Genomic DNA, 24,375 nt, shown 5'->3' on the forward strand with positions numbered 1-24,375 from the left:
CTACAGCGGACCCGTGCGGCGCTGGATGGCGTACTGGTCCATCAGCTTGCCCCGGGTGATCTCCAGGCGGTGGGCGAGGATCTCGGCCACCGTGCGCACCAGCGACAGCCCGAGCAGGGGGTCCTCCACGCACACGGCGAGCACGGAGGGTCCGTCGAACTCGTAGGCGCGTACGTCGGTGAAGGCCACCGCGCCGAAGTCCCACTGGTACGGCGGGAACAGCCAGGACCAGCCGAGCAGGTCGCCCGCGCCGAGCGAGGCCACCGTCACCCGCCGCCGGGGGGTGACCTGCGTGTCGAGATGGACCGCGCCCGAGCGGATCACCCAGAACCGGTCGGCGGTGCCGCCCGCCTCGAAGATGCGGGTGTCCTCCGGGAACGAGACCTCCTTGGCCAGTTCCATCAGGCGCTCGCGCTGCGCCTGGGGGAGGGCGGTGAGCAGTTTGATCGCTTTGGTCATGGCGCGGGACTCCTCGCCGGCGGCGGTTGGGGTGCTTCCCCTAAGCCCATTTCAGCCGTTGCCGCCCCACCGGGCACCTCGAAGGACCCGGCGCTTCCCGCCGCGCCCTCGGTCACGCGCCGTTTCCGGGCAGCAAAAAGCCCTGGCTGGACGGGGGAAACCAGCCAGGGCCGTATACGGTGGCGTACGCGGAGGGAGGAAGGACGGTTCCGGTCACCTCCGGCACCACGTATGCATGAACGATAAACCATCCGGTGGTCTTTCTACCAATCGGTAGCGGGTCACGTGACCTGTTTCACGCCTCCGGCTCCGGGCGGCTGCCCTCCGGGTCGGGTGATCTCCGTCAGCACCCGCCCCACCGCCTCGAACGCCCACGCCCGGACCGCCGCCTCCCGGGCTGCGTCCGGATCCGTCGCCGTCAGGCTCTGCGCGCGCTCCCGCCAGGCCTTCTCCTCCTCGGCCGCGTGGTCCCGGCCCCGCTGGATGCGCCGCAACAACTCGTCCGCGTCCACGACATCGGTCATACCGGTCTCATACCCGGAAGATCCGCGGTGATGACACGGCCACGGCATGTGTTTGAGGGCGTCGGCAGGGGTCAGCCGAAAAAGGAGGCATGCTAACAGTCCCGGCACCGCCCAGGGAGGTAGGGATGCGCTCCACCCACCGGACCAGCGCCCCCACGACACGGCCGGAACCGTGCCGTCGGCTGCCGTCCCGGCCGGCCGACGCCCGCAGAACCGTGGAGTGCGTGGTGGCCGAACGGTGCCGGGCGCGCGCCATCCCCTGCGGCGCCGGCGCCATGGATGACGCCCTGCTGGTCACCTCGGAGCTCACCACCAACGCCATCCTGCACGGCGGCGGCATCACCGGCTTCGACGTCGACGTCGACTCCGGCGGCGTACGCGTCTCGGTGAGCGACAACAGCGACGAGATGCCGATGGCCGCCCCGCCCGCCGACGGCCCGGGCCGGCTCGGCGGCCGCGGCTGGCCCATCGTGTGCCGGCTGGCCCGGGACGTCCGGGTGGCCCAGCTGCCCTGCGGGGGCAAGCGGATCACCGCCGTCGTACCGCTGCACTGAAACGGCGCGGAAGTTCCGCTCAGCGGTGTTTGCGCCCCGGGCCGGGGGGCAGGCGGAATCTCGTGCTTCGGACCGGAGGCGCGCACCCGGCGGGACTCGTATGACCGCCCGGGTCCGCCTCCCGGCGGCCCGGGCGACGATCCCGCGGCGAACCTGACACCACCGTTCGGGCCACGCTCCGGAACCTCGCTTCCGGTTTGGTGTGCCCTGAAACCACGTTCAGGAGCGATTCCGCATGCTGACCGACATGTCGACAAGCCGTCCCGGCACGCCCTCCACGGACTCCACCACCACCGCGTCCACACGGCGGCCCCACGACGACGCCCCCGACACCGCGGCCCTGTTCGCCCGGCTCGCGGAACTGGACGACGGCCCCGAACGGGATGCCGTACGCGACGAACTCGTCGAAGCCTGGCTGCCCATGGCCCACCGGATCGCCTCCCGCTTCCGGGACCGGGGCGAGTCCGTCGAGGATCTGCGGCAGGTGGCCGCGCTCGGGCTGGTCAAGGCCGTCGACCGCTTCGACCCGTCCCGCGGGGCCTTCGAGAGTTACGCCGTGCCCACCATCACCGGCGAGGTCAAGCGGCACTTCCGGGACCGGATGTGGGCCCTCAGGGTGCCGCGCCGGGTGCAGGAGCTGCGCAACCGGGTGCGGGTGGCCCGCCGCGAACTGACCCAGAACCCCGGCAGCCCCGAACCCACCGTCGCCGACATCGCCGCGCACACGGGCCTGAGCGAGGAGGAGGTCGCCGCGGGCCTGGAGGCGCTGGAGAGCTTCAGCACCCTGTCCCTGGACGCCGAACTGTCCACCGGCGACGACGGCTACAGCCTCGCCGACACCCTCGGCGACACGGACGCCTCGTACGACGTGGTGGTCGACCGCGAGGCCGCCAAGGAGGGGCTGCGCCGGCTTCCCGAGCGCGAGCGGGCCATCCTCTACATGCGGTTCTTCGAGGACATGACGCAGAGCCGCATCGCCGACCGGCTGGGCATCTCCCAGATGCACGTCTCCCGGCTGATCAGCCGCAGCTGCGCCCGGGTGCGCGACGAGGTCATGGGCCGGCACGCGGGGGGCAGCGGGCCGGCCTGAACGTCCGCCGGGCCGGCCGTCACCGCTTCGGCCGGCCCGGCGCGGGGGACAGACCCAGCGGCCGGGCCAGGCCCACGACCGCCTCGTCCAGCCGCTGCAGATGGCGCAGCACCCGGTCGGTCACCCGGCCGTAGCGCGGGGTGCGCAGCGTTCCCGGCTCCAGCATCGAGGCGATGCTGGAGCCGGACTCGATCCGCGCCCCGGCGCGCGCGTCGGCGACATGCGCGGCGATCGCCTCGATGTTGCGCACGATCCGCGCGCACGCCCCGCGCAGCCGGGGATCCGCCGCGATCGACGGGTGCGTCGGCAGCAGCTCGGCGGTGGCCGCGAGCGAGCGGCCGTGGTAGGCGCAGGTCTCCAGCAGCGCCACCACGTACCGGGCGGTGTCCCGGCGGGCGCGCAGCGGCGTGATGGGATGGGTCAGCGGCTGGGTGGCCGCGCGCAGGTCGGCCAGCGCCTGGTCCAGGTCGCGCGCCTGTTCCACCAGATCGGCGCTCGCCCCGCCGCTCAACTGGTCGACGGCGGACCGGGTGACGTCTGCGAGCCGCTCCAGGACCGTGACGAGGAGTTCGTTGGTACGGCGGTCCGTGCGGACCGGCAGCACCACGGCCGCCGCGATCACCCCGCAGGCCGCGCCGAGCGCCGTCTCCTCCACCCGCAGCACCAGCACCGCCATGCTGTAGGTGTTCAGCAGGGTGTAGAGCAGCCCCAGCATCGCGGTGACGAAGAACGACATCAGCGTGTACGACAGCGGGGCCGTGTAGAACATCGCGAAGATCAACGCCAGCACCAGCGCGAACGCCGTCCAGGTGTGGTGCCCGACCAGAGCGGCGAGCCCGATGCCGGCCACCACCCCGAGCACCGTGCCCAGCAGCCGCCGGTAGCCCTTGACCAGGATCTCACCGGTCGAGGCGGTGTTGAGGAACACGATCCAGCAGGTCAGCACCGCCCAGTACCAGCGCTGACTGGACAGCAGCTCGCCGCCGACGATGGCCAGCGCGGAGCCGACGGCCACCTGGACCGCGGCCCGTGTGGTGGGCCGCTCCAGCCCGGCCGGCTCCGGCGCCCCGGCCTCGGCCTCCTTGCCGGCCTCGATCGCGGCGTCCTCCGCGTCCAGTTCCTCGCGCGAGCGGGTCGTCGCCGGGGTGTCGTCGGACTCGTCCTGCGGCCCCTCCAGCGCCGTACGCAGACCCAGTGCGGCCCGTGCGGCCTCACCCAGCCCGCGGAAGACGTCCTGCACGGCCGGCGAGGCCTTCGGCAGGTTCTCCTCCTCGCGGTAGCCGAGCAGCCGGTTGCGCACCTGGGCGAGCGCGGTGCCGCGGGCCTCGCCGACCGGCCGCAGCATCAGCAGCCGCAGCGCCTGCAGATCCCGGCGCAGCGCCTCCGACGCCTCGTCCCGCACCGGCAGCTCACCGCCCGACGGCAGCGGGGCGCCCGGCAGATGCAGGGTCAGGGTGTCGGTCCGCTCGGCGCTGCGCGCCCTGAGCAGCAGCAGTCCGAGCCGCTCCGAGGCGATCTCGGCGTCCGCGACCCGCCGTTGCAGCAGCCGGGCCGCCGCCGGGTCCGAGGTGCCGTCCTCCAGCCGCCCCTGGATCATCAGCGCCGTCTCGTGCAGTCGCGCGGTGGCGGTGCGCAGGTCGTCCAGGACCTTGTCGACGTCGTCGGGACCGGCGTCCAGCAACTCGGCCTGCACGGCGATCAGCTGGGCGAGCCGGGCCCGGAAGGCCCGCCGCAGCCGGTCCAGGGTGCCCGCCGGGGTCTGCGGCAGCAGCACGAAACGCGCGGCGGCGCTGCACCCGAACGCCACGCAGATGACGCCGTACAGCGCGGGCAGCGCCGCGGCGGTCGCGTGCACGAACAGCGACAGGAAGTAGATCTGAAAGCCGATCAGGCCGAGCGCCGTGCCGCGGTCGCCGAACCGGCGGCCGTAGACCGCGCAGAAGATCAGTGCGACGAAGAACAGGTCGCCGGCGACGACCCGCTGGTTCAGCAGCGCGCCCAGCGACACCGACGCCAGCGCCACCGGCAGGCCGACGGCGAGGGTCACCGCCTGCCGGGAGCGCTGCTTCTCGCGGATGGCGAAGGTCGCCACCATCGCCGCCATGGCGCCGGCGACCAGATGGGGCACCGGCACCCGCAGGACGGCCAGGACGGCGAGGGTGAGCGCGATCGCGGTGACCGTGCGCGCCCCCGCCGTCAGCCTGAGCAGCCCGGGATCGGACGCCGCGAGCCGGTCCCACATCCGTACCCGCCCAGGTCGTCCCGCCGTGCTCACTCCGCCGCGCTCTCTCCCGTGCCGGACATCGATCTCCGGTCCAGCATCGCATGCCGGTCCGGGTTACCTGCCCTCGGCGAGGGTGGCGGCCACCAGGGCGTTGGCGTGCCCGTGTGGTCCCCTCCGTGTGACGTTCATCGGTCACCGGGTAGGGCCGCCGATCCCCGGGAAAGTGATCGGCGGTCTCGGGAGATCTCCGTCACGTCACGGGCTGTCCAGGGCCTTGCCCTCCGCCACCTGGGCCCGTACCTGTTCCGGTGTCAGATACGCGTCGGTGAACTCGAAGTCCTTCAGCCGGGCCGGCTTGCGGGCCTGGAAGCCGGTGCGGACGAAGTCGTTGCCGGCCACCGCGTTCAGCATCCAGTTGGTCATCACCCGGACCTTGGCGACGTTGGTGCGCAGCGCCGACCAGTGGTAGCCGCGGGCCACCGCCTGGGCCGGCACCCCGCGCAGCTCGATGCCGAGCGGCTTGGACACCGCGTCCTTGCCGCCGAGGTCGACCACGAGCCCCAGGTCGCGGTGCACGTACGGCTGCATCGGCTGACCCCGCAGCGTCGCGATGACGTTGTCGGCGACCCGCTTGCCCTGGCGCATGGCGTGCTGCGCGGTGGGCGGGCAGACCGCGCCGTCGCCCTTGGCCAGATCCGGTACGGCGGCCGAGTCGCCCAGCGCGAACACCCCGTCGTAGCCGGGCAGGCACATCTCGGGGGTGACCGCCAGCCGGCCGCGCACCGTCTCCGCCCCGAGCGTGGCCATCAGCGGGCTCGCCACCACGCCGGCCGTCCAGATCAGCGTGTGCGTCGGCACCACCCGGCCGTCGGTGAAGGTGACCTCCTCCGCGCCGGCCTTCTCGATCGACACCCCGAGCGACACCTCGATGCCGCGCCGCCCCAGGATCTCCTGCGCGCTGCGGCCGAGCTTCTCGCCCAGCTCCGGCATCAGCTTGGGCGCGATGTCGATCAGATGCCACCGGATCAGGCCGGGGTCCAGACGCGGGTAGCGCTGTACGGCGGCGTGCGTGAGCCGTTGCAGACAGGCGGCGGTCTCGGTGCCGGCGTATCCGCCGCCGACCACCACGAACTGCAGCCGCGCGGCCCGCTCCGCGGGGTCGTCGCTGGCGTCCGCGAGGTCGAGCTGCGTGATGACGTGGTCGCGTATGTAGGCGGCCTCGGCGAGGGTCTTCATGCCGAAGGCGTGCTCGGTCAGCCCGGGGATGTCGAAGGTCCGGGTCACGCTGCCGGGCGCCAGCACGATGTAGTCGTAGCGCTCGTTGACGATCTTGTCGGTGATGGTGCGGACGACGCACACCTTCGCCTTCAGGTCCACGCCGATCGCGCCACCGGGGATGATCCGGGTGCGGTACTTCTTGCTGCGGCGCAGGCTCAGCGCGATCGACTGCGGCGTGAGGACGCCGGAGGCGACCTGGGGCAGCAGCGGCAGGTACAGCTGGTAGGAGTTCGGCGTCACCAGGGTGACGTCGGCCTCGGCGGGAGAGAGCTTCCGCTCCAGGCGGCGGACGCACTCGACTCCGGCGAAGCCTGCGCCAACCACCAGGATCCTGGGTCGTGTCACGGTGTTCATCCCTTTCTGCGGCTCCAGGCGGTCCGACTCGACGCCGTTCGCTTGCCCTGGATCGGTGCACACCACCCTCGATCCCACCGTGCCCCGGGCCGTCCCGCCAGCTGGGTACGGCAGGCAGACGAACGCGTGGACACCAACCTGCCCCGACACGGGTCAAGTAACCGGCCGGCGCCCGCCTACACGTCGTAGACGGGCGGTCACCAGGGCAGGAACACGTGGATGTCCTTGCCCTCGTCGTGCACGACGACGCTGACCTGCGTGCACAGCGTGTGCACCAGATGCCAGCCGATGCCGCCGCCGCCCGTGCGGGGGTGGAAGGGCCGCGGCTCCGGCTTGGTCGTGCTGGTGTCGCGCATCGTCACGTGCACCCCGTCGAAGGTGCGGCGCATCCGCAGCCCGAACGGCCCGGGCGCGTACTGGATCACGTTCGCCGCCAGCTCGGTCACCACGAGCAGTATGTCGTCCCAGTACTCGGGCGCCGCGGGCGGCGCGTGCGCGGCAAGCGCGCAGAGGAACTCCTCCGCGGCGAGCCGGGCCTCCGTGACATTGCGCAACTCACCACCGAAGGAGAAGGTGCGCTCGTACCAGTCCTCCGAAGGCGGTGTGTCGTCCCCGCGCGGCTCCGTCGCCATCTCGCAATCCCCGGTCCGGGCGGGCGGGCCTCGGCCAGACCCCTGCGGCCCGGACGGTCGTAGGTGCTGATCTCATTCTGCGGCAGCGGGTTCCCCCGGCTGGGCGAGCCTACCCGTCCGCACCGGTCCCTTCTCACAGCGCCTCCCCTTCGCGCGAGAGGTCAGCGGAAGACGTCGTCCGGTTCGTCCCAGTCCGCCGGTTCCTGCGGGGCCCGCGCCCTGCGGGACCGCGCCTCGTACATCGCGTCGATCTCCGCGGCGTAGTGCCGCACGATCGCGTCCCGGCGCAGCTTCATCGACGGGGTGAGCAGTCCGTTGTCCGCGGCGAACGGCTCCTGGAGCACCCGGTACACCCTGATCGACTCCGCGCGGGACACGGCGCTGTTGGCCGAGGCCACGGCCCGCGCGATCTCCTCCCGCAGCGCGTTCTCCTCGCGGCTCTCCCGGCCCGGACTGTCCCCCTGCAACGCGAGCGCGGCCCGCCAGTGCGCGAGGAAGTCGGGGTCCAGAGTGATCAGGGCGCCGACGCACGGCCGGTTGTCGCCGACCACCACCGCCTGGTGGACCAGCGGATGCATCCGCAGCCGCTGCTCCAGCGGGCCCGGGGCGACGCTCTTGCCGCCGCTGGTGACGATGATGTCCTTCTTGCGCCCGGTGATCGTCAGATACCCCTCCGAGTCCAGCCGCCCGATGTCCCCGGTGGCCAGCCAGCCGCCGCGCAGCACGGCCCGCGTCGTCTGCTCGTCACCGACATAGCCCTGGAACACCGACGGACCGCGCACCAGGATCTCCCCGTCGTCGGCCACCAGGACCTCCGTGCCCGGCAGCGGCCGGCCCACCGTCCCGGACTTCTCCCGGCCGAGCGGCTGCATGGTGATCCCGCCGGACGCCTCGGTCAGGCCGTACCCGTCGTGGATGAACACGCCGATGCCCTCGTAGAACAGGGTCAGCTCGCGGCTGAGCGAGGAACCGCCCGAGGTGCCGCGCACCACCCGCCCGCCGAGCACCGCGCGCAGCCTGCGGTACACCGTCCGCTCGAACAGGGCGTGCTGCACCCGGAGATCGAATCCGGGACCCGGCCCGGTGCCCAGCCGGCGGCGCTCCTCGGCCGCCGCGAAGTCCCGGGCGGTCTGCGCGGCCCGCTCGAACAGGGCGCCCCGGCCCGTCTGCTGGGCGGTCTGCAGGAACTTCTTGTACAGCCTCTCGAAGAACGACGGCACGCCGTACAGGTACGTCGGCCGGAACGTGGTCAGCGCCGACGCCAGCGACTCCTCGGTCAGCTCCGGTTCGTGCGCCATCAGCACACCGCCGCGCACACACGTCAGCATGATCATGAGGCCGTACACATGGGAGAACGGCAGGAACGCCAGGACCGACGGCTGCTGGCCCGGCGGGGCCGCCGTGTGCAGCCAGCCGGCCAGCAGCGTGTCACAGGGGTAGGCGAGGTTGCGGTGGCTGAGCGCGCAGCCCTGGGCACGGCCGGAGGTGCCGGAGGTGTAGACGACCGCCGCCGTGGCGTCCGGCAGCACGATCCGGCGCAGCGACTCCACGGTCGTGTACGGCACGACCGCCCCCTGCTCGACGAGGTCGGGCAGGGCGCCCGCGTCCAGCTGCCAGACGTGGCGCAGCCGCGGCAGTCCCGCGCACACCGTGCCCACCGTCATCACGCCCTGCTCGTCCTCCACGACCACGGCCACACAGCCGGCGTCCCGCAGGATCCACTCGACCTGGTCGCGCGAGGACGTCGGATGGATCGGCACGATCTCCGCGCCCACCGCCCACAGCGCGTGGGCGAGCACCGTCCACTCGTACCGGGTGCGGGACATCAGGGCCACCCGGTGGCCGGGGGATATCCCGGCGGCGATCAGCCCCTTGGCCAGATCGACCACCTCGTCCCGCAGCTCCACGGCCGTCACCTCCTGCCAGGTGGTGGCGGCGGAGTCCAGCCGGTGGGCGAGCACCGGCAGGGCGGGACGCAGGTCCGCGGTGTCGAAGACGCTGTCGGCGAGGCCGCCGGTGAGCGGCGGGGCAACGGCGGGAGCGAGGGCGACGTCGGGCATGCGCTGCTCCTGGATGTACGGAGGGTCACACCGCCGATCGGCTCTGTGTCGGCGGTGCTCGAATGTAGCCCAGGAGACCGCGTTCGGTACCCCGAACGGGGAAGTCGTGATCGGCTGATGATCTGGGCGTGTCCTGGGGACTCGGCAGACATGAGTCATGTGAACCCCGATCCGGAGCCCGAGCGCAGTACCGGCCTGGAGCCGGGCGGTTCGGTACCGCCCGGCGAGACCCCGCCCGCCGAGAGCAGCATGCCCGAGGCCGGGCCCCGGGAGACGCACAATCCGCCGCGTGGCTGGGCCAAGGCCCCGCTGACGCTCATCCTGCTCGTCGTCGTCCTGATCGCGGCAGGCTTCCTGGCGTACGCCCTGGCGCTGATCCTCTGACCGGAGCCATCAGCCCTGGACCTCAGCCCTGGGTGTGCCGCACGCACTCGGTGACGACGTCCCGCAGGCTGCCCGCCCGCTCCAGCAGCCTGCGCTGCTCACGTGCGCCGTTGCCCCGGCGCAGCAGCTCGGCGACGCCCTGCTCGGCGCGCTCGGCGTCACCGGCGGCGGTGAGCGCGTCCCCCGTGTGCTCCAGCAGGGAGCGCAGCACGTGCGCGGCCGGGGCCGGCCGCATGGTCGCCGGGTCGAGCAGCTCCGTCTCCAGGCCGAACCGGGCGGCCTGCCAGTCGGCGAGCCGCAGCAGGCTCACGCTGTCCTCGGAGGCCGGGCGGCCCGCCCGCCAGTCCCGCGCCGCCGTCTCCACGAGCGCGCGGGCCAGCGTCGCGATCAGCGCCGCGGTCTCCGCGCTGAGGCACACGTCGGCCACCCGGATCTCCACCGTCGGATAGCGGACGGCCAGCCGCGCGTCGAAGTAGACCATCCCCTCGTCCAGCAGGGTGCCGGTGGCCACCATCTCCTCCACCCGCCGGTGGTACCGCTCGGCCGACCCGAACGGCTCGGTCGGACCGGCCGACGGCCACCGGTTCCACACCCGGCTGCGATAGCTGGCGTAACTGGTGTCCTTGCCCTGCCAGAACGGCGAGTTCGCGCTGATCGCGCGCAGCACCGGCAGCCAGGGGCGGATCCGGTCGAGGACGGCGACGCCCTCCTCGTCCGACTCCACGCACACATGCACGTGGCAGCCGCACACCAGCTGCTCCCAGGTCGGTATCCCGTAGCGGTCGGCCAGCCACTCGTAGCGGTGGTTCACGCTCAACGAGGGGCTGACCGGCAGCGGAGAGGTGGCCAGGGCCACGACCGCGCAGCCGAGTTCCCCGGCGTGCCGGGCCGCCTCCTTGCGGCAGCGCACGATCTCCTCGGCGAGGGCCGTCATGTCCTCCTGCGGATGCGTGGCGAACTCCAGCATCTGCCGGAACAGCTCCTTCTCGAACACATGCTGTCCGGGATCGTCATGGGCGACCCGGGCGAGGACGGCCGCCGCCAGCGCCTTCGGGTCACCGCTCTCCGGATCGACCAGGAGGAGTTCCTCCTCCACTCCGACGGTCCGCACCTGGTGCCACCCTTTCGTGTCCATGCCATAAGGGGCAGTCGTGGGTCTTCACGACCCCGACTGCCCCTGCGCGGGCCGCCGACACCTGTGCCTCAGCGTTCCGGCCTGAGCCACACGGTGGCGAGCGGCGGCAGCGTGAGCCTGAGGAACCCGTCCTCGGGCTTGAGCGGACCGTCGTTGCCGACGCCGCTGCCGCCGTAGCGGACGTCGTCGGTGTTCAGCTCCTCCTGCCAGGCGCGGACCGAGTCCGGGACCCACAGCCGGTAGTCGTGCCGGACGACGGGGGAGAAGTTCGACACCGCGAGCAGCGGGGAGCCGCTGGCGGCGAAGCGCAGGAACGCGAAGACGTTGTCGTCCGCCGCGTCGCACAGCACCCACTGGAAGCCCGCCGGGTCGGTGTCCCGCTGCCACAGCGCCGGGGTCGCCCGGTACACGGTGTTCAGGTCCCGCACGAGATCCCGCACGCCTCGGTGGTCACCCGCCGAGTGGTAGTCGTCCGCGAGCAGCCACCATTCCGGGCCGTGCGCCTCGGACCACTCTGCCCCCTGCGCGAACTCCTGCCCCATGAACAGCAGCTGTTTGCCCGGGTGGGCCCACATGAACCCCAGATAGGCGCGGTGGTTGGCGCGCCGCTGCCACCAGTCGCCGGGCATCTTCGACACGAGGGCCTGCTTGCCGTGCACGACCTCGTCGTGGGAGATCGGCAGGACGTAGTTCTCGCTGTAGGCGTACACCATCGAGAAGGTCATCTCGTGGTGGTGGTACTTGCGGTGCACCGGCTCCTTCTGGATGTACTGCAGCGAGTCGTGCATCCAGCCCATGTTCCACTTCAGCCCGAAGCCGAGCCCGCCGCAGTCCGTCGGCCGGGTCACCCCGTCCCAGGCGGTGGACTCCTCGGCGATGGTCACCACCCCCGGGCAGCGCCGGTAGACGGTGGCGTTCATCTCCTGCAGGAAGGCCACCGCGGCCAGGTCCTCCCGCCCGCCGAACACGTTCGGCTCCCACTGGCCGGAGTCCCGCGAGTAGTCCAGGTAGAGCATCGAGGCGACGGCGTCCACGCGCAGTCCGTCGATGTGGAACTCCTGGCACCAGTACACCGCGTTGGCGACGAGGAAGTTGCGCACCTCGGTGCGGCCGTAGTCGAACTCGTACGTCCCCCAGTCCGGGTGCTCGGCGCGGGTCGCGTTCCCGGGCTCGTACAGCGGGTCCCCGTCGAACCGGGCCAGCGCCCAGTCGTCCTTGGGGAAGTGCGCCGGCACCCAGTCCATGATCACGCCGATGCCGGCCCGGTGCAGCGAGTCCACCAGGTACCGGAAGTCGTCCGGGGAGCCGAGACGGGGCGTCGGCGCGTAGTAGGAGGTGACCTGGTAGCCCCAGGACCCGCTGAACGGATGCCCGGCGACCGGCATCAGCTCCACATGCGTGAAGCCCATCTCCTTGACGTACGCGGGCAGTTCCTCGGCGAGCTGACGATAGGTCAGCCCTGGCTTCCAGGACGGCAGATGGACCTCGTACACCGAGAACGGCGCCTCGTGCACCGGCGTGTCACCCCGGTGGGCCATCCACTCGGCGTCGCCCCACGCGTACTGCGACGCCGTCACGACCGACGCCGTGTCCGGCGGCACCTCCGTGGCCCGGGCCATCGGGTCGGCCTTGAGGAACCGGTGGCCGTACCGCGAGGTGATCTCGAACTTGTACCGCGCGCCCTCCCCGATCCCCGGCAGGAACAGCTCCCACACGCCGGACGCGCCCAGCGAGCGCATCGGGTACTGCGTGCCGTCCCAGTACGTGAAGTCACCGGCCACCCGCACCCCCTGGGCGTTGGGCGCCCACACGGTGAAACGGGTGCCTGCCACGCCCTGGTGCGTCATCGGCTCGGCGCCGAGCGCCTGCCACAGCTGCTCGTGCCGGCCCTCCCGGATCAGATGCAGGTCCAGCTCGCCGAGGGCGGGCAGGAAGCGGTAGGGGTCGTGCACCTCCAGCTCGGCGTCGTCGTACGCGACCAGCAGCGTGTACGACGGGATCTCCGGGTACGGCAGCACGGCCGCGAACAGGCCGTCGCCCTCCGAGTGCAGGGCGCTCCGTTTCCCGTCGGCGACGACGCTCACCGCGCGCGCGTTCGGCCGCAGTGCCCGGAACAGGATCCCGCCCGGGACCGGGTGGGCGCCCAGCAGGGCGTGCGGATCGTGGTGGGCGCCGCCCAGCAGCCGGCCGCGGTCGGCCGGGCCGAGCGGTGCGGCCTTCACCGGCGCGGGGCCGGCGGCCTCGGGCAGTGCGGTGTCGCGCAGGGCCATGACCTCAGCCTCCCCACACGGCGAGCCGCTTGATCGCCGCCATCGGTACCGGCAGCCAGTCCGGCCGGTGTCTCGCCTCGTACAGCACCTCGTACACCGCCCTGTCCGTCTCGTGCGCGCGCAGCAGCGCGTGCTTCTTGCGTGGATCCCAGCCGGCGCGGACCGCGTAGCCCGCGCAGAACGCCTCCCGGCAGCGGCGCGCCCATTCGGGTCGCCAGGGGCGGCGCTGCCGGGCCGCGTAGTCGAAGGAGCGCAGCATCCCCGCCACGTCCCGCACCGGGGACTGCGGGGCACACCGCTCGGCGAGCGGCCGGGACGGCTCGCCCTCGAAGTCGATGACGAACCAGTCGCGCCCGGCCCGCAGCACCTGCCCGAGATGCAGGTCCCCGTGGATGCGCTGCGCGGGCGGCCCGGTGTCGCAGGTGGCGAGCGCCGCGAACGCGGCCCTGAGCCCCGGCACGAAGGGCAGCAGCCCCGGTACGGCGTGCGCGGCCGCGTCCAGCCGGGCGCACATCGCCTCGGCCGTGCGCAGGTTCTCGCCCGGCCCTGCCGGACCGAACGCCTCGGCCAGCGCCAGATGCACCTCGGCCATAGCCCGGCCCAGCTCACGGGCCTCGGCGGTGAAGTCGTCGCCGGAGGCGAGCGCGCGCAGCGCCAGCGTCCAGCCGTCGGTCGCGTCCGGCAGGAACGGCTGCAGCACGCCCAGCGTGGCCGGCTGCGGCGCGGTCGTGCCGAACCAGGCCACCGGCGCGGGCACCCGGGTGCAGCCCTGCGCGGCCAGCGCGGCCGTCACCTCCAGGTCCGGGTTGACGCCCGGCTGGATCCGGCGGAACAGCTTCAGGATGTAGGCGTCGCCGTACACGATCGAGGAGTTGGACTGCTCGGCGTCCAGCAGACGCGGCGGCAGACCGCCGGGCACGTCGGCGGCCGGGTCCGCCTCGAACCGCAGCGGGCCGGCCGCACCGGGCTGCCGCAGCCGTTCCAGCAGCAGGTGCGCCGAGCGCGGATCGTGCAGCGCGTCGTACACGGCGAGCCCGGCGAGGGGACCCTGGCCGGCGCGCCCGATGTACGCCCGCTCCAGCCGGGGGGCGAGGTGCTCGCGCAGGCCCAGCAGCAGCTGGTAGCAGTCACCGGGCGGTGGAGTGCCGCCCGGCGTGGGCACGGGTGCGTGCGAGGCGTGCACCAGCAGATGCAGACATCCCGGGAACAGCTCGGTCACGGAGAGCACCGAAAGATCGGTGACGGGCCGGTCCTTGCCCGCGAACCAGCGTTGCCTCGGCAGCCACTCACGCAGCAGCCCGCTGAGAGAGGCGAAGGGGCCGTCGGGGCCCGCCACCGCTCTGGGGCGGACGGTGATGGTCTTCGGCATGGTGACGCGTCCTTTCCTCGGCGCCGGTCGTTCAGCGTCGGCGGCCGATGCGGGATGCGACTCGGGTGAGCCGGAACCAGTAGAAGCCGTGGCCCTGCAGGGTCAGCAGGTAGGGGAGTTCACCGATCGCGGGGAAGCGGACACCGCCGATCAGCTCGACCGGGTGCCGCCCGTCGTAGGCCCGCAGGTCGAGCTCGGTGGGCTGCGCGAAGCGGGAGAAGTTGTGGACGCACAGCACCAGGTCGTCGCCGTACTCGCGCAGGAAGGCGAGCACCGCCGGGTTGGACGACTGCAGCTCCGTGAACGAGCCCAGTCCGAAGGCGGGGTTCTGCTTGCGGATCTCGATCATGCGCCGGGTCCAGTGCAGCAGCGACGAGGGCGAGGACATCGACGCCTCGACGTTGGTGACCTGGTAGCCGTAGACCGGGTCCATGATCGTCGGCAGGTACAGCCGGCCCGGATCGCACGTGGAGAAGCCCGCGTTGCGGTCGGGGGTCCACTGCATCGGCGTCCGTACGGCGTCGCGGTCGCCGAGCCAGATGTTGTCGCCCATGCCGATCTCGTCGCCGTAGTACAGGATCGGCGAGCCGGGCAGGGACAGCAGCAGGGCGGTGAACAGCTCGATCTGGTTGCGGTCGTTGTCGAGCAGGGGCGCGAGGCGCCGGCGGATGCCGATGTTGGCGCGCATCCGCGGGTCCTTGGCGTACTCGGCCCACATGTAGTCGCGCTCTTCGTCGGTGACCATCTCCAGGGTCAGCTCGTCGTGGTTGCGCAGGAAGATGCCCCACTGGCAGCCGGAGGGGATGGCCGGCGTCTTGGCGAGGATCTCGGAGACGGGGTGGCGGGACTCGCGGCGCACCGCCATGAAGATGCGGGGCATGACCGGGAAGTGGAAGGCCATGTGGCACTCGTCGCCGCCGGAGGCGTAGTCCCCGAAGTAGTCGACGACGTCCTCCGGCCACTGGTTGGCTTCCGCCAGCAGCACCGTGTCCGGGTACATGGCGTCGATCTCTCGGCGGACCCGCTTCAGGAAGGCGTGGGTGGCCGGCAGGTTCTCGCAGTTGGTGCCCTCCTCGGCGTAGAGGTAGGGGACCGCGTCGAGCCGGTAGCCGTCGATCCCGAGGTCCAGCCAGAACCTCAGCGCGGCCAGGATCTCCTCCTGCACGGCCGGGTTCTCGTAGTTCAGGTCCGGCTGGTGGGAGAAGAAGCGGTGGAAGTAGTACTGGCCGCGCACCGGGTCGAAGGTCCAGTTGGAGGCCTCGGTGTCGACGAAGATGATCCGGGCGTCCTCGTACTGCTTGTCGTCGTCGGCCCACATGTAGTAGTCCCCGTAGGGGCCGTCGGGGTTCTGGCGGGACTCCTGGAACCACGGGTGCTGGTCGCTGGTGTGGTTCATGACGAAGTCGATGATCACGCGCATGCCCCGCTGGTGGGCGGAGTCCACGAACTCCACGAAGTCGGCCAGGTCGCCGAACTCCGGCAGGACCGCGGTGTAGTCGGAGACGTCGTAACCGCCGTCCCTGAGCGGCGACTTGAAGAACGGCGGCAGCCACAGGCAGTCCACGCCGAGCCACTGCAGATAGTCCAGCTTGGAGGTCAGGCCCTTCAGGTCGCCGATGCCGTCGCCGTTGCTGTCCTGGAAGGAGCGGACCAGGACCTCGTAGAAGACGGCGCGCTTGAACCACTCCGGATCCCGGTCCTTCGCGGGCGTGTCCTCGAAGGTGTCGTGTACGGGTTCGTTGACGGTCATGAGGCTGCGGGCCCTCCGTTCCGGGGCGTCGGACGCCCGACGTGGAGCACGTGCGCCGGCGCGCTGCCCGGCGTCAGGCGCACGTAGTTGGTCCTGCCCCAGTGGTACGTCTCACCCGTCAGCTCGTCGTGCACGGACAGGGTGGCGTGCCAGTCCAGGCCGAGTTGCGGCATGTCCAACGAGACCGTGGCCTCCTGGGTGTGGTGCGGGTCGAGGTTCACGACCACGACGACCGTGTCCGTTCCCGCGCTCTTGCTGTAGGCGAGCACGGCATCGTTGTCAGTCTGGTGGAAGCGGAGATTCCGCAGGCGCTGTAGCGCCGGGTGCTGCCGTCGGATGGTGTTCAGCCGGGTGATGAGCGGTGCGATGGTACGGCCCTCGCGCGCCGCCGCCTCCCAGTCGCGGGGCCTGAGCTGGTACTTCTCCGAGTCGAGGTACTCCTCGCTGCCCTCCCTGAGCGGGGTGTTCTCGCACAGTTCGTAGCCGCTGTAGATGCCCCAGGAGGGGGAGAGGGTGGCGGCGAGCACGGCCCGGACCTCGAAGGCGGGCCGGCCGCCGTGCTGGAGGTAGGCGTGCAGGATGTCGGGGGTGTTGGCGAAGAAGTTCGGCCGCATGTAGGCCGCCGCCTGCCCCGACAGCTCGGTGAGGTACTCGGTCAGTTCCTGCTTGCTGTTGCGCCAGGTGAAGTAGGTGTAGGACTGCTGGAAGCCGATCTGGGCGAGGGTGTGCATCATCGCCGGGCGGGTGAACGCCTCCGCCAGGAAGATCACGTCGGGGTCGCGGTCGTTGACCTCGGCGATGACGCGTTCCCAGAAGACGACCGGTTTGGTGTGCGGGTTGTCCACGCGGAAGATCCGCACCCCGTGGTCCATCCAGTGCCGCAGGATCCGCACGGTCTCGGCGACCAGGCCGTCCATGTCCGCGTCGAAGGCGATGGGGTAGATGTCCTGGTACTTCTTCGGCGGGTTCTCGGCGTAGGCGATCGTGCCGTCGGGCCGGTGGTGGAACCACTCCGGGTGCTTTTCCACCCAGGGATGGTCCGGCGAGCACTGCAGCGCGAAGTCCAGCGCGACTTCCAGGCCGTGGGAGCGTGCCTGGGCGACGAAGAAGTCGAAGTCCTCCAGGGTGCCCAGAGCGGGGTGGACGGCGTCGTGGCCGCCCTCGGGGGAGCCGATGGCCCAGGGCACGCCGACGTCGTCGGGGCCGGCGGTGAGGGTGTTGTTGGGGCCCTTGCGGAAGGTCGTGCCGATGGGGTGGACGGGCGGCAGGTAGACGACGTCGAAGCCCATGTCGGCGATCGGCTTCAGCCGGCGCGCGGCGGTGCGGAAGGTGCCGTGGGGGCGTTCGGCGGTGCCCTCGGAGCGGGGGAAGAACTCGTACCAGGAGCCGTACAGGGCCCGCTCCCGCTCCACCAGCAGCGGCATCGGGTCGGAGGCGGTCACCAGCTCCCGCAGCGGATGACGGGCCAGCACGTCCGTCACCTCCGGCGCCAGCGCCGCCTGCAGACGCTCGTGCACCGGCAGGAAGTCGTCCCCGAGGGCCCGCGCGGCGGCGAGGACAACGTTTCTCTCCGGGCCCTTCGGGACCCCGGCGGCGGCGCGCTCGTACAGCTCGGCGCCCTCCTCCAGCACCAGCCCGGCGTCGATTCCGGCCGGCACCTTGACCGAGGCGGTGTGCCGCCAGGTCGCCAGCGGGTGACTCCACGCCTCCACGCGGAAGGTCCAACGGCCCGTGGCGTCCGGGGTGACCTCCGCCCCCCACAGGTCGCTGCCGGGCGACAGTTCGCGCATCGGCGTCCACGGGCCACGGCGGCCCCTGGGATCGCGCAGGACCACGTTGGCGCCCACGGCATCGTGCCCTTCACGGAACACGGTGGCCGTGACCTGGAAGGTCTCGCCGGCCACCGCCTTCGCCGGGCGCCTGCCGCACTCCACGGCCGGCCGGACGTCGCGTACCGGTACACGGCCGATGGCCGGGGTCCTGCGCATGTATCTCACCTCCGCCGTGCGCGGAGCCGGGCGCCCGGCCCGGCTCCGCGATCCGAGAGGGACCGGCGTACGCCGGCCCCCGGGGGGAACGCCTTGTTACGGTGCCAGGTCAGGGGCTTGGCGCCGTGGATCGCCGCTCCGGTGGCGGCGCTCTTCTGGCCGATCGGCGCGGCCGCGGCCGTCCGTCCTGCTCGCGCAGGTAGGTGACCAGACTGGTGCGCAGATAGCGCTCGGCTGCGTCCGCGGCCTCGCGGGCACAGCGTTTGCCCATCAGTACGCACAGCGTGTAGCCCGAGTCCTCGAAGGTGGCCCGGACCGTGCGGTCGTGGGGCGAGGCGAGCATCACGCGCTCCCACGCCCGGTAACGCCGCAACGCCCGGGCCACTTCGGCCTTGGCGGGTAGCAGCATTGCCCTCTTCACCTTCCACGCTCTCGACTGGGCGCGTTCCCGACTGTCGGGTGGCGTCCGCGCACGGAAGGGCGCGGCACCGTTACGGCGATCGAGGCTTTCACTTATGGTGCACGGATGATGACGCAGCGTCTTGTTGGATCTTCAACGAGGGGTGTGTGTCGGACTCTCGTGTTGCACGAATGGCGTAGCGCCCTCACCGTTGAAGTGACTCAGAAGCGATCAGCGCTCACGCTGTGTGTCCGGGCATCGGTCCCGGACGGGCATCCGGGAACTCTCCCGGACGGGCGAGGGGAGCGAGAGCTTCGCCGGTGAGGAGCAAGCGACAATGAAGACCGCAGTGCCCTGCTACTACCACCTCGACGTGGAAGTCAGCCCGGAACGGGTGGGACAGGTCAGCCGCATCCTGGCCGCCCACCTCCGCTACTGGGATCTCGAGAACCTGACGGATCCCGTCTGCCGCGGCGCTGAGATGCTGCTGCGGGCGATCGACGAGCACGCGAAGGACAAGCACACATCCATCGAGATGTGGTGGAACGGCCAGCACCTCATCACCGCCTTCGGTGACGACGACCCGGATCTGCGCCCCGACCAGGACCTGCGGGCCTGCCTGGCGGACATCGCCGCCATGAGCGACGGCTGGGGCTGCTGCGCCTCGGACACCGGCAGCAAGATCATCTGGTTCTCGCAGCGCGCCCGGGCCGGCCAGCGCGTCCCGCTGGTGCCGACCGCCCCCGCGCCGACACTGCGCACGGGCCTTCAGGTGCCCCGCGAGGAGCGGGTGGCCGTGCTGGCCGCGCCGGCCGCGGCCATGGACGACGCGCTCGCCGCGCCGGCCGCCGCACCGGACGCCGCCCTGGAGGGCAGCCGGTGACCGCCCGCACGCGACGGAAAGGGCTGCCCGTGTGGAGCGGGCAGCCCTACCCGTTGGGCGCCGCGTTCGACGGCCAGGGCACCAACTTCGCCCTGTTCAGCGAGGTGGCCGAGCGGGTCGACCTGATCCTCGTCGACGACGCCGGCGCCGAGACCCCTGTCCGGCTGCACGAGGTCGACGGATTCGTCTGGCACGCCTATCTGCCGGGCATCGCGCCGGGCCAGCGCTACGGCTACCGGGTGCACGGCCCCTGGCAGCCCTCGCTCGGCCACCGGTGCAATCCGCAGAAGCTGCTGCTCGACCCGTACGCCCGCGCGGTGGACGGCCAGATCGACAACCACCCCTCGCTGTACGAGCGGGAACCGGACGGACCCGCACCCGACGACAGCGCCGGGCACTCGATGCTGGGCGTGGTCACCGATCCGTACTTCGACTGGGGCGACGACCGCCCGCCCCGGACGCCGTACGCGGACTCGGTGATCTACGAGGCCCATGTGCGCGGCCTGACCCGCACCCATCCCGAGGTCCCCGAGCGGCTGCGCGGCACCTACGCCGGCCTCGCCCACCCCGCGGTCGTCGAGCACCTGACCTCGCTCGGGGTGACCGCGGTGGAGCTGATGCCGGTGCACCAGTTCGTGCACGACGGCGTGCTCCAGGACCGGGGCCTGTCCAACTACTGGGGCTACAACACCATCGGCTTCTTCGCCCCGCACAACGCCTACGCCGCCTTCGGCAGCCGGGGCCAGCAGGTCAACGAGTTCAAGGCCATGGTGAAGGCGCTGCACGCGGCCGGCCTCGAAGTGATCCTCGACGTGGTCTACAACCACACCGCCGAGGGCAACGAGTTGGGCCCCACCCTGTCCTTCCGGGGCATCGACAACGCCTCCTACTACCGCCTGGTCGACGGCGACTGGGCGCACTACTACGACACCACCGGCACCGGCAACAGCCTGCTGATGCGGCACCCCTACGTGCTGCAGCTGATCATGGACTCGCTGCGGTACTGGGTCACCGAGATGCACGTCGACGGCTTCCGCTTCGACCTCGCCGCCACACTGGCGAGGCAGTTCCACGAGGTCGACCGGCTGTCGGCGTTCTTCGACCTGATCCAGCAGGACCCGGTGATCAGCCGCGTCAAGCTCATCGCCGAGCCCTGGGACGTCGGCGAGGGCGGCTACCAGGTCGGCAACTTCCCTCCGCTGTGGTCGGAGTGGAACGGCAGGTACCGGGACGCCGTACGCGACTTCTGGCGGGCCGAGCCCGGCTCGCTCGGCGAGTTCGCCTCGCGGCTGACCGGGTCCTCCGACCTGTACCAGCACAGCAGGCGCCGGCCGCGCGCGAGCGTCAACTTCGTCACCGCGCACGACGGTTTCACGCTGCGCGACCTGGTGTCGTACAACGACAAGCACAACGAGGCCAACGGCGAGGACAACCGGGACGGCGAGAGCCACAACCGGTCCTGGAACTGCGGCACGGAAGGCCCCACGAAGGACCCGGCCGTGCTGGAACTGCGCGCCCGCCAGCAGCGCAACCTGCTGGCCACGCTGCTGCTGTCGCAGGGCATCCCGATGCTCTGCCACGGCGACGAACTCGGCCGCACCCAGAAGGGCAACAACAACGCCTACTGCCAGGACAACGAGATCTCCTGGGTCGACTGGAAGCTGACCGACGAGCAGCGCCGCCTCATGGAGTTCACCCGGCATCTGATCGCCCTGCGCGCCGCGCACCCCGTGCTGCGGCGCCGCCGCTTCTTCCGCGGCGAGACCGTGACCAACGCCCGGCAGCCGCTGCCCGACCTGATGTGGCTCAGACCCGACGCCCGCGAGATGACGGACCGTGACTGGCAGCGCGGCGACGCGCACTCGGTCGGGGTGTTCCTCAACGGCGACGCCATCGCCGAACGCGACGCCTACGGCCGCCGGATGGTCGACGACTCCTTCCTGCTGCTGGTCAACGGCTACTGGGAGCCGGTCGACTTCCGCCTGCCCGACGACACCTTCGGCGAGCGATGGACGACTCTCGTGGACACCGCCGACCCGGAGGGCGTCCCCGACGAACGCGAGCGCAAGGCCGGCACACGCCTGCGCGTGGAGGCCCGCAGCCTGGTCCTGCTGTCGAGACCGTCGCGGGCGGGCGGCTGAGCGCCGGCGCCCGACCGCGACGGCGCGGGCGGGCGCTCAGCGGGCCCGGCGCGACGTCACCGTGAACTGGGCGCCGTCCGCGTCCCGCAGGACCGCCTCGTCCTCGCTCTCGCTCAGCACGCTGCCGCCGTGCTTCTCCGCCGCGCGGGCGCAGCCCATGACGTCCGCGACGGCGAAGTGGATCTGCCAGTGCGGCCGCACCGAGGGGTCCGGGGCCGCCTCCACCGCGCCCGAGTCGATGCGCGCCACGATGTCGCCCTGGCTGCGCAGCACCACCTCGCCGCCCTCGTACTCGACCTCGCAGCAGCCCGGTTGTCCGCTCGCCCAACCGAGGATCTCGCCGTAGAAGATCGCGGAGTCGAAGGCGTTGCGGGTGTGCAGCCGGATGAACGTCGGCGCCGCCCGCCGCCACGCCTCCCAGTTGGCGACCAGTTCCCCCTGCCAGATGCCGAACGTCGCCCCGTCCCGGTCGGCGAGCAGCGCGGCCCGGCCCGGTGGGAAGGACAGCGGCCCGACGGCCGCCGTGCCGCCCCGCTCGCGGGCCCGGGACACGGCCACGTCGGCGTCCGGGACGGCGAAGTACGGCGTCCAGGCCACCGCCATCTGCCACATGGCGGCGACGGCGGCGATCCCGGCCACCGGCACCCCGTCCGCCAGCGCGATGCGGAAGTGCTCGCCGAGCTTGGCGCCGCGCCAGCGCCAGCCGAGGACGGCCGAGTAGAACTCCTGGGTCGCCTCCAGGTCACGGCTGGTCAGGCTCACCCAGCAGGGGGCGCCGAAGACGGAGTGGGTGGAGACGACGTCTCGTTTCCGCGGTCCACCGCTGACGGGGGCGTTGTGGTTCATATGCGTCGCGTCCTGATCTCGGAGCGGGCGGCCACCGGCTGTGCACCCGGTGTCCGGCCGGAGGCGGGTCGGGTGCCTGCCGAGTACCCCGGGTGGCATCGGTGCAGGCCACCGAGGACCATGGGGGCATGGGAGCGAGCGAGTCCGACCGGCTGTCCGAGCTGCAGGCGGAGGTCGACCAGTTGAAGGAGGCCGTGACCTCCCACGCGGTCATCGACCAGGCCATCGGGATGGTGGTGGCCTGGGGCAGAGTGACCCCGGACCAGGGCTGGGAGGTGCTCAAGGAGGTCTCCCAGCACACCAACATCAAGCTCCGCAACATCGCGGAGCTGATTCTGGTCTGGGCGCGTCGCGGCGACATCCCGCCCGAGATCCGCGCGGAGCTGGAGGACGCGCTGGACCGCTACGGACCCACCGAGGTGCCCGGGGCCGTCGAGGAGTGAGCGGCCGGGGCCGTGCCGGTGCGGGGCGCGGCTCAGCGGGCCTCCGCCAGCAGCTCCTCGCGCAGCCGGTCGAAGCAGCCGCTGAGCAGGCGGGAGACGTGCATCTGCGAGATGCCGAGCTGCTGGGCGATCCGGCTCTGCGTCATCCCGCGGAAGAACCGCAGGTAGAGAATGATCCGCTCGCGTTCGGGCAGGGCCTCCAGGCACGGCTTGACGGCGTTGCGGTCGATGACGAGGTCGTAGCCGGGGTCGGGTCCGCCGAGGGAGTCCCCGAGGGCGTAGCCGTCGGTGCCGGCCACCTCGGCGTCCAGGGACAGCGCGGAGAAGCACTCCAGCGCCTCCATGCCCGTGCGCACCTCGTCCTCGGTGAGCCGTGTGTACGCGGCGATCTCCGCCACGGACGGCGGGCGTCCGGAGGTGCTCTGGGCCAGTTCCTTCACCGCGGAGCGGACCCGGTTGCGCAGGTCCTGCACCCGGCGCGGGACGTGCAGGGTCCACATGTGGTCGCGGAAGTGGCGCTTGATCTCACCGGTGATCGTCGGCACGGCGTACGCCTCGAAGGCGCGGCCGCGGGACGGGTCGTAGTGGTCGACGGCCTTCACCAGCCCCAGGGCGGCCACCTGGTACAGGTCCTCCAGGGCTTCCCCGCGGCCGCGGAACCGCACGGCGATCCGCTCGGCCATGGGCAGCCACACCCGGACCAGTTCGTCGCGCAGCGCCCGCCGCTGCGATCCGTCGGGCAGCGTCGCGAGCCGCTCGAAGGACTCGGCCGTGTCGGGGGCGTCGTCGTGGGGGTGGGAGGTCGTGCTACCGGTGACACTCATGGTGCGCACCTCTCTCAGCAGGTGCTGGATGTACAAACACCGTGGGAGGCGCGCTCGGACCGAGGACAGGGGAACGGGGCGGCCGGCGTCGCCGGCTCCCACGGAGGTGCCTCCGGTCCGAAGCACTGTGTCGCTCATTCCCGCTCCCGGACATCATCAAACAAATCGGAGTAAATGGGGTGCCGACCAGGTGGTCGCTCCTGTGCTTCCTGCTTCTTGGTCACCCCTTGGGGGAAGTATCTCTGTAACAGAGATAATCTTCTGGGCGTGGAACGCGAGGAACCCGGAACAGCGCGGGATGCGGCAGCGGAGTCCGAGACCTTCTCCGAGGAGCTGGGGGACGCGCTGGTACGCATCCAGCGGCTGATCCGCCGGCGGCTGCGCGACGGCATGAGCGGGCCCCGGCTGCGCGGTGCCGAGGTGGAGCTGCTGCGGCTGGTCGAGGCCCGGCCCGGCATCGGCGTCTCGGACGCGGCGCGAGCCCTTCACCTGGCGAGCAACTCCGTGTCCACCCTGGTCAACCAGCTCGTCCGGGGCGGCTGTCTGCTCCGCGAGACCGACCCCGCCGATCGCCGCGCGGCACGGCTGCGGCTGACCGGTGCCGCAGAGAAACGGCTCGGCGACTGGCAGCGGCGCCGGAAAGAACTGATCGGCCGGCACGTGTCCCGCCTCGACGACACCGACCGGGAGGCCCTGCGCGCGGCCCTCCCGGCGCTGCGGAGGCTGGCCGCCGGCCTGCACGAGGAGACCGGGGAACCATGACGGAG

21 protein-coding genes are annotated in these 24,375 nt (G+C 71.7%); 7 read left to right on the forward strand and 14 right to left on the reverse strand.

Annotated features, from left to right (window positions below; all coding sequences use genetic code 11):
* On the reverse strand, nt 1-459 hold the full coding sequence (locus tag OG956_RS33550) for a cyclic nucleotide-binding domain-containing protein (RefSeq protein ID WP_330341774.1): 459 nt from the start codon (nt 457-459) through the stop codon (nt 1-3).
* Between the two features lie 281 nt (nt 460-740).
* Complete coding sequence (locus OG956_RS33555) at nt 741-983, reverse strand: hypothetical protein (protein WP_330341775.1); 243 nt, start codon at nt 981-983, stop codon at nt 741-743.
* A 125-nt stretch (nt 984-1,108) separates the two neighbouring features.
* Here OG956_RS33555 and OG956_RS33560 point away from each other — a divergent pair, with 125 nt between their 5' ends.
* Both OG956_RS33560 and OG956_RS33565 read left to right on the forward strand, forming a co-directional pair.
* Entirely contained in the window at nt 1,109-1,537 is a 429-nt protein-coding gene (locus tag OG956_RS33560) for an ATP-binding protein (RefSeq protein ID WP_330341776.1), read from the forward strand.
* 235 nt (nt 1,538-1,772) lie between these two features.
* Nucleotides 1,773-2,627 (forward strand): RNA polymerase sigma factor SigF, encoded by an 855-nt coding sequence (locus tag OG956_RS33565; RefSeq protein WP_330341777.1) that lies wholly within the window; start codon nt 1,773-1,775, stop codon nt 2,625-2,627.
* 19 nt (nt 2,628-2,646) lie between these two features.
* On the opposite strand, the gene OG956_RS33570 is transcribed toward OG956_RS33565, so the two are convergent.
* The 4 genes from OG956_RS33570 to OG956_RS33585 form a co-directional block, all read right to left on the reverse strand.
* Nucleotides 2,647-4,869, reverse strand: coding sequence for an FUSC family protein (locus tag OG956_RS33570; protein WP_330343013.1), 2,223 nt, complete (start codon nt 4,867-4,869; stop codon nt 2,647-2,649).
* Nucleotides 4,870-5,106: 237 nt separating this feature from the next.
* Nucleotides 5,107-6,483, reverse strand: a complete 1,377-nt coding sequence (locus tag OG956_RS33575) for an NAD(P)/FAD-dependent oxidoreductase (protein WP_330341778.1) — start codon at nt 6,481-6,483, stop codon at nt 5,107-5,109.
* Nucleotides 6,484-6,680: 197 nt separating this feature from the next.
* The gene (locus OG956_RS33580) at nt 6,681-7,115 is read right to left on the reverse strand and encodes an ATP-binding protein (protein WP_330341779.1); all 435 of its coding nucleotides are present in this window, start codon (nt 7,113-7,115) and stop codon (nt 6,681-6,683) included.
* 161 nt (nt 7,116-7,276) lie between these two features.
* Entirely contained in the window at nt 7,277-9,175 is a 1,899-nt protein-coding gene (locus OG956_RS33585; RefSeq protein WP_330341780.1) for an AMP-dependent synthetase/ligase, read from the reverse strand.
* A gap of 150 nt (nt 9,176-9,325) precedes the next feature.
* Here OG956_RS33585 and OG956_RS33590 point away from each other — a divergent pair, with 150 nt between their 5' ends.
* Complete coding sequence (locus OG956_RS33590) at nt 9,326-9,559, forward strand: DUF6480 family protein (RefSeq protein ID WP_330341781.1); 234 nt, start codon at nt 9,326-9,328, stop codon at nt 9,557-9,559.
* A gap of 22 nt (nt 9,560-9,581) precedes the next feature.
* Here the strand turns inward: OG956_RS33590 and OG956_RS33595 are convergent, their stop codons facing one another.
* From OG956_RS33595 to OG956_RS33620, 6 genes are all read right to left on the reverse strand, one after another.
* Nucleotides 9,582-10,670 carry a glutamate--cysteine ligase 2 gene (locus OG956_RS33595; RefSeq protein ID WP_330343014.1) on the reverse strand — a complete coding sequence of 363 codons (1,089 nt, stop codon included), beginning with the start codon at nt 10,668-10,670 and terminating at the stop codon, nt 9,582-9,584.
* Between the two features lie 92 nt (nt 10,671-10,762).
* The gene (gene glgB / locus OG956_RS33600; RefSeq protein WP_330341782.1) at nt 10,763-12,964 is read right to left on the reverse strand and encodes a 1,4-alpha-glucan branching enzyme; all 2,202 of its coding nucleotides are present in this window, start codon (nt 12,962-12,964) and stop codon (nt 10,763-10,765) included.
* A 4-nt stretch (nt 12,965-12,968) separates the two neighbouring features.
* Nucleotides 12,969-14,333, reverse strand: coding sequence for a maltokinase N-terminal cap-like domain-containing protein (locus OG956_RS33605; RefSeq protein ID WP_330341783.1), 1,365 nt, complete (start codon nt 14,331-14,333; stop codon nt 12,969-12,971).
* A 31-nt stretch (nt 14,334-14,364) separates the two neighbouring features.
* On the reverse strand, nt 14,365-16,083 hold the full coding sequence (gene treS / locus OG956_RS33610; RefSeq protein ID WP_330341784.1) for a maltose alpha-D-glucosyltransferase: 1,719 nt from the start codon (nt 16,081-16,083) through the stop codon (nt 14,365-14,367).
* On the reverse strand, nt 16,080-18,071 hold the full coding sequence (locus OG956_RS33615) for an alpha-1,4-glucan--maltose-1-phosphate maltosyltransferase (protein WP_330341785.1): 1,992 nt from the start codon (nt 18,069-18,071) through the stop codon (nt 16,080-16,082). The genes treS and OG956_RS33615 overlap by 4 nt, the downstream gene beginning before the upstream one ends.
* Before the next feature lie 109 nt (nt 18,072-18,180).
* Nucleotides 18,181-18,480 (reverse strand): DUF5133 domain-containing protein, encoded by a 300-nt coding sequence (locus OG956_RS33620; RefSeq protein WP_330341786.1) that lies wholly within the window; start codon nt 18,478-18,480, stop codon nt 18,181-18,183.
* A 328-nt stretch (nt 18,481-18,808) separates the two neighbouring features.
* On the opposite strand from OG956_RS33620, the gene OG956_RS33625 reads away from it, so the two are divergent.
* A complete protein-coding gene (locus tag OG956_RS33625) occupies nt 18,809-19,354 on the forward strand; it encodes a pep a2 (protein ID WP_330341787.1) in 546 nt (181 codons plus the stop codon).
* Nucleotides 19,351-21,495 carry a glycogen debranching protein GlgX gene (gene glgX / locus OG956_RS33630; protein ID WP_330341788.1) on the forward strand — a complete coding sequence of 715 codons (2,145 nt, stop codon included), beginning with the start codon at nt 19,351-19,353 and terminating at the stop codon, nt 21,493-21,495. Before OG956_RS33625 ends, glgX begins: the two co-directional genes overlap by 4 nt.
* A gap of 36 nt (nt 21,496-21,531) precedes the next feature.
* Here the strand turns inward: glgX and OG956_RS33635 are convergent, their stop codons facing one another.
* Nucleotides 21,532-22,341: a VOC family protein gene (locus OG956_RS33635; RefSeq protein ID WP_330341789.1), complete on the reverse strand. Its 810-nt coding sequence runs from the start codon at nt 22,339-22,341 to the stop codon at nt 21,532-21,534.
* 128 nt (nt 22,342-22,469) lie between these two features.
* Here OG956_RS33635 and OG956_RS33640 point away from each other — a divergent pair, with 128 nt between their 5' ends.
* The gene (locus OG956_RS33640; protein ID WP_330341790.1) at nt 22,470-22,784 is read left to right on the forward strand and encodes an ANTAR domain-containing protein; all 315 of its coding nucleotides are present in this window, start codon (nt 22,470-22,472) and stop codon (nt 22,782-22,784) included.
* A 32-nt stretch (nt 22,785-22,816) separates the two neighbouring features.
* Here OG956_RS33640 and OG956_RS33645 read toward each other — a convergent pair whose 3' ends face one another.
* A complete protein-coding gene (locus OG956_RS33645) occupies nt 22,817-23,608 on the reverse strand; it encodes an RNA polymerase sigma factor SigF (RefSeq protein ID WP_330341791.1) in 792 nt (263 codons plus the stop codon).
* Nucleotides 23,609-23,875: 267 nt separating this feature from the next.
* Here OG956_RS33645 and OG956_RS33650 point away from each other — a divergent pair, with 267 nt between their 5' ends.
* A complete protein-coding gene (locus OG956_RS33650) occupies nt 23,876-24,370 on the forward strand; it encodes a MarR family winged helix-turn-helix transcriptional regulator (RefSeq protein ID WP_330341792.1) in 495 nt (164 codons plus the stop codon).
* Nucleotides 24,371-24,375: the final 5 nt, after the last annotated feature.

This window comes from Streptomyces sp. NBC_00557, assembly GCF_036345995.1.
GTDB lineage: Bacteria > Actinomycetota > Actinomycetes > Streptomycetales > Streptomycetaceae > Streptomyces.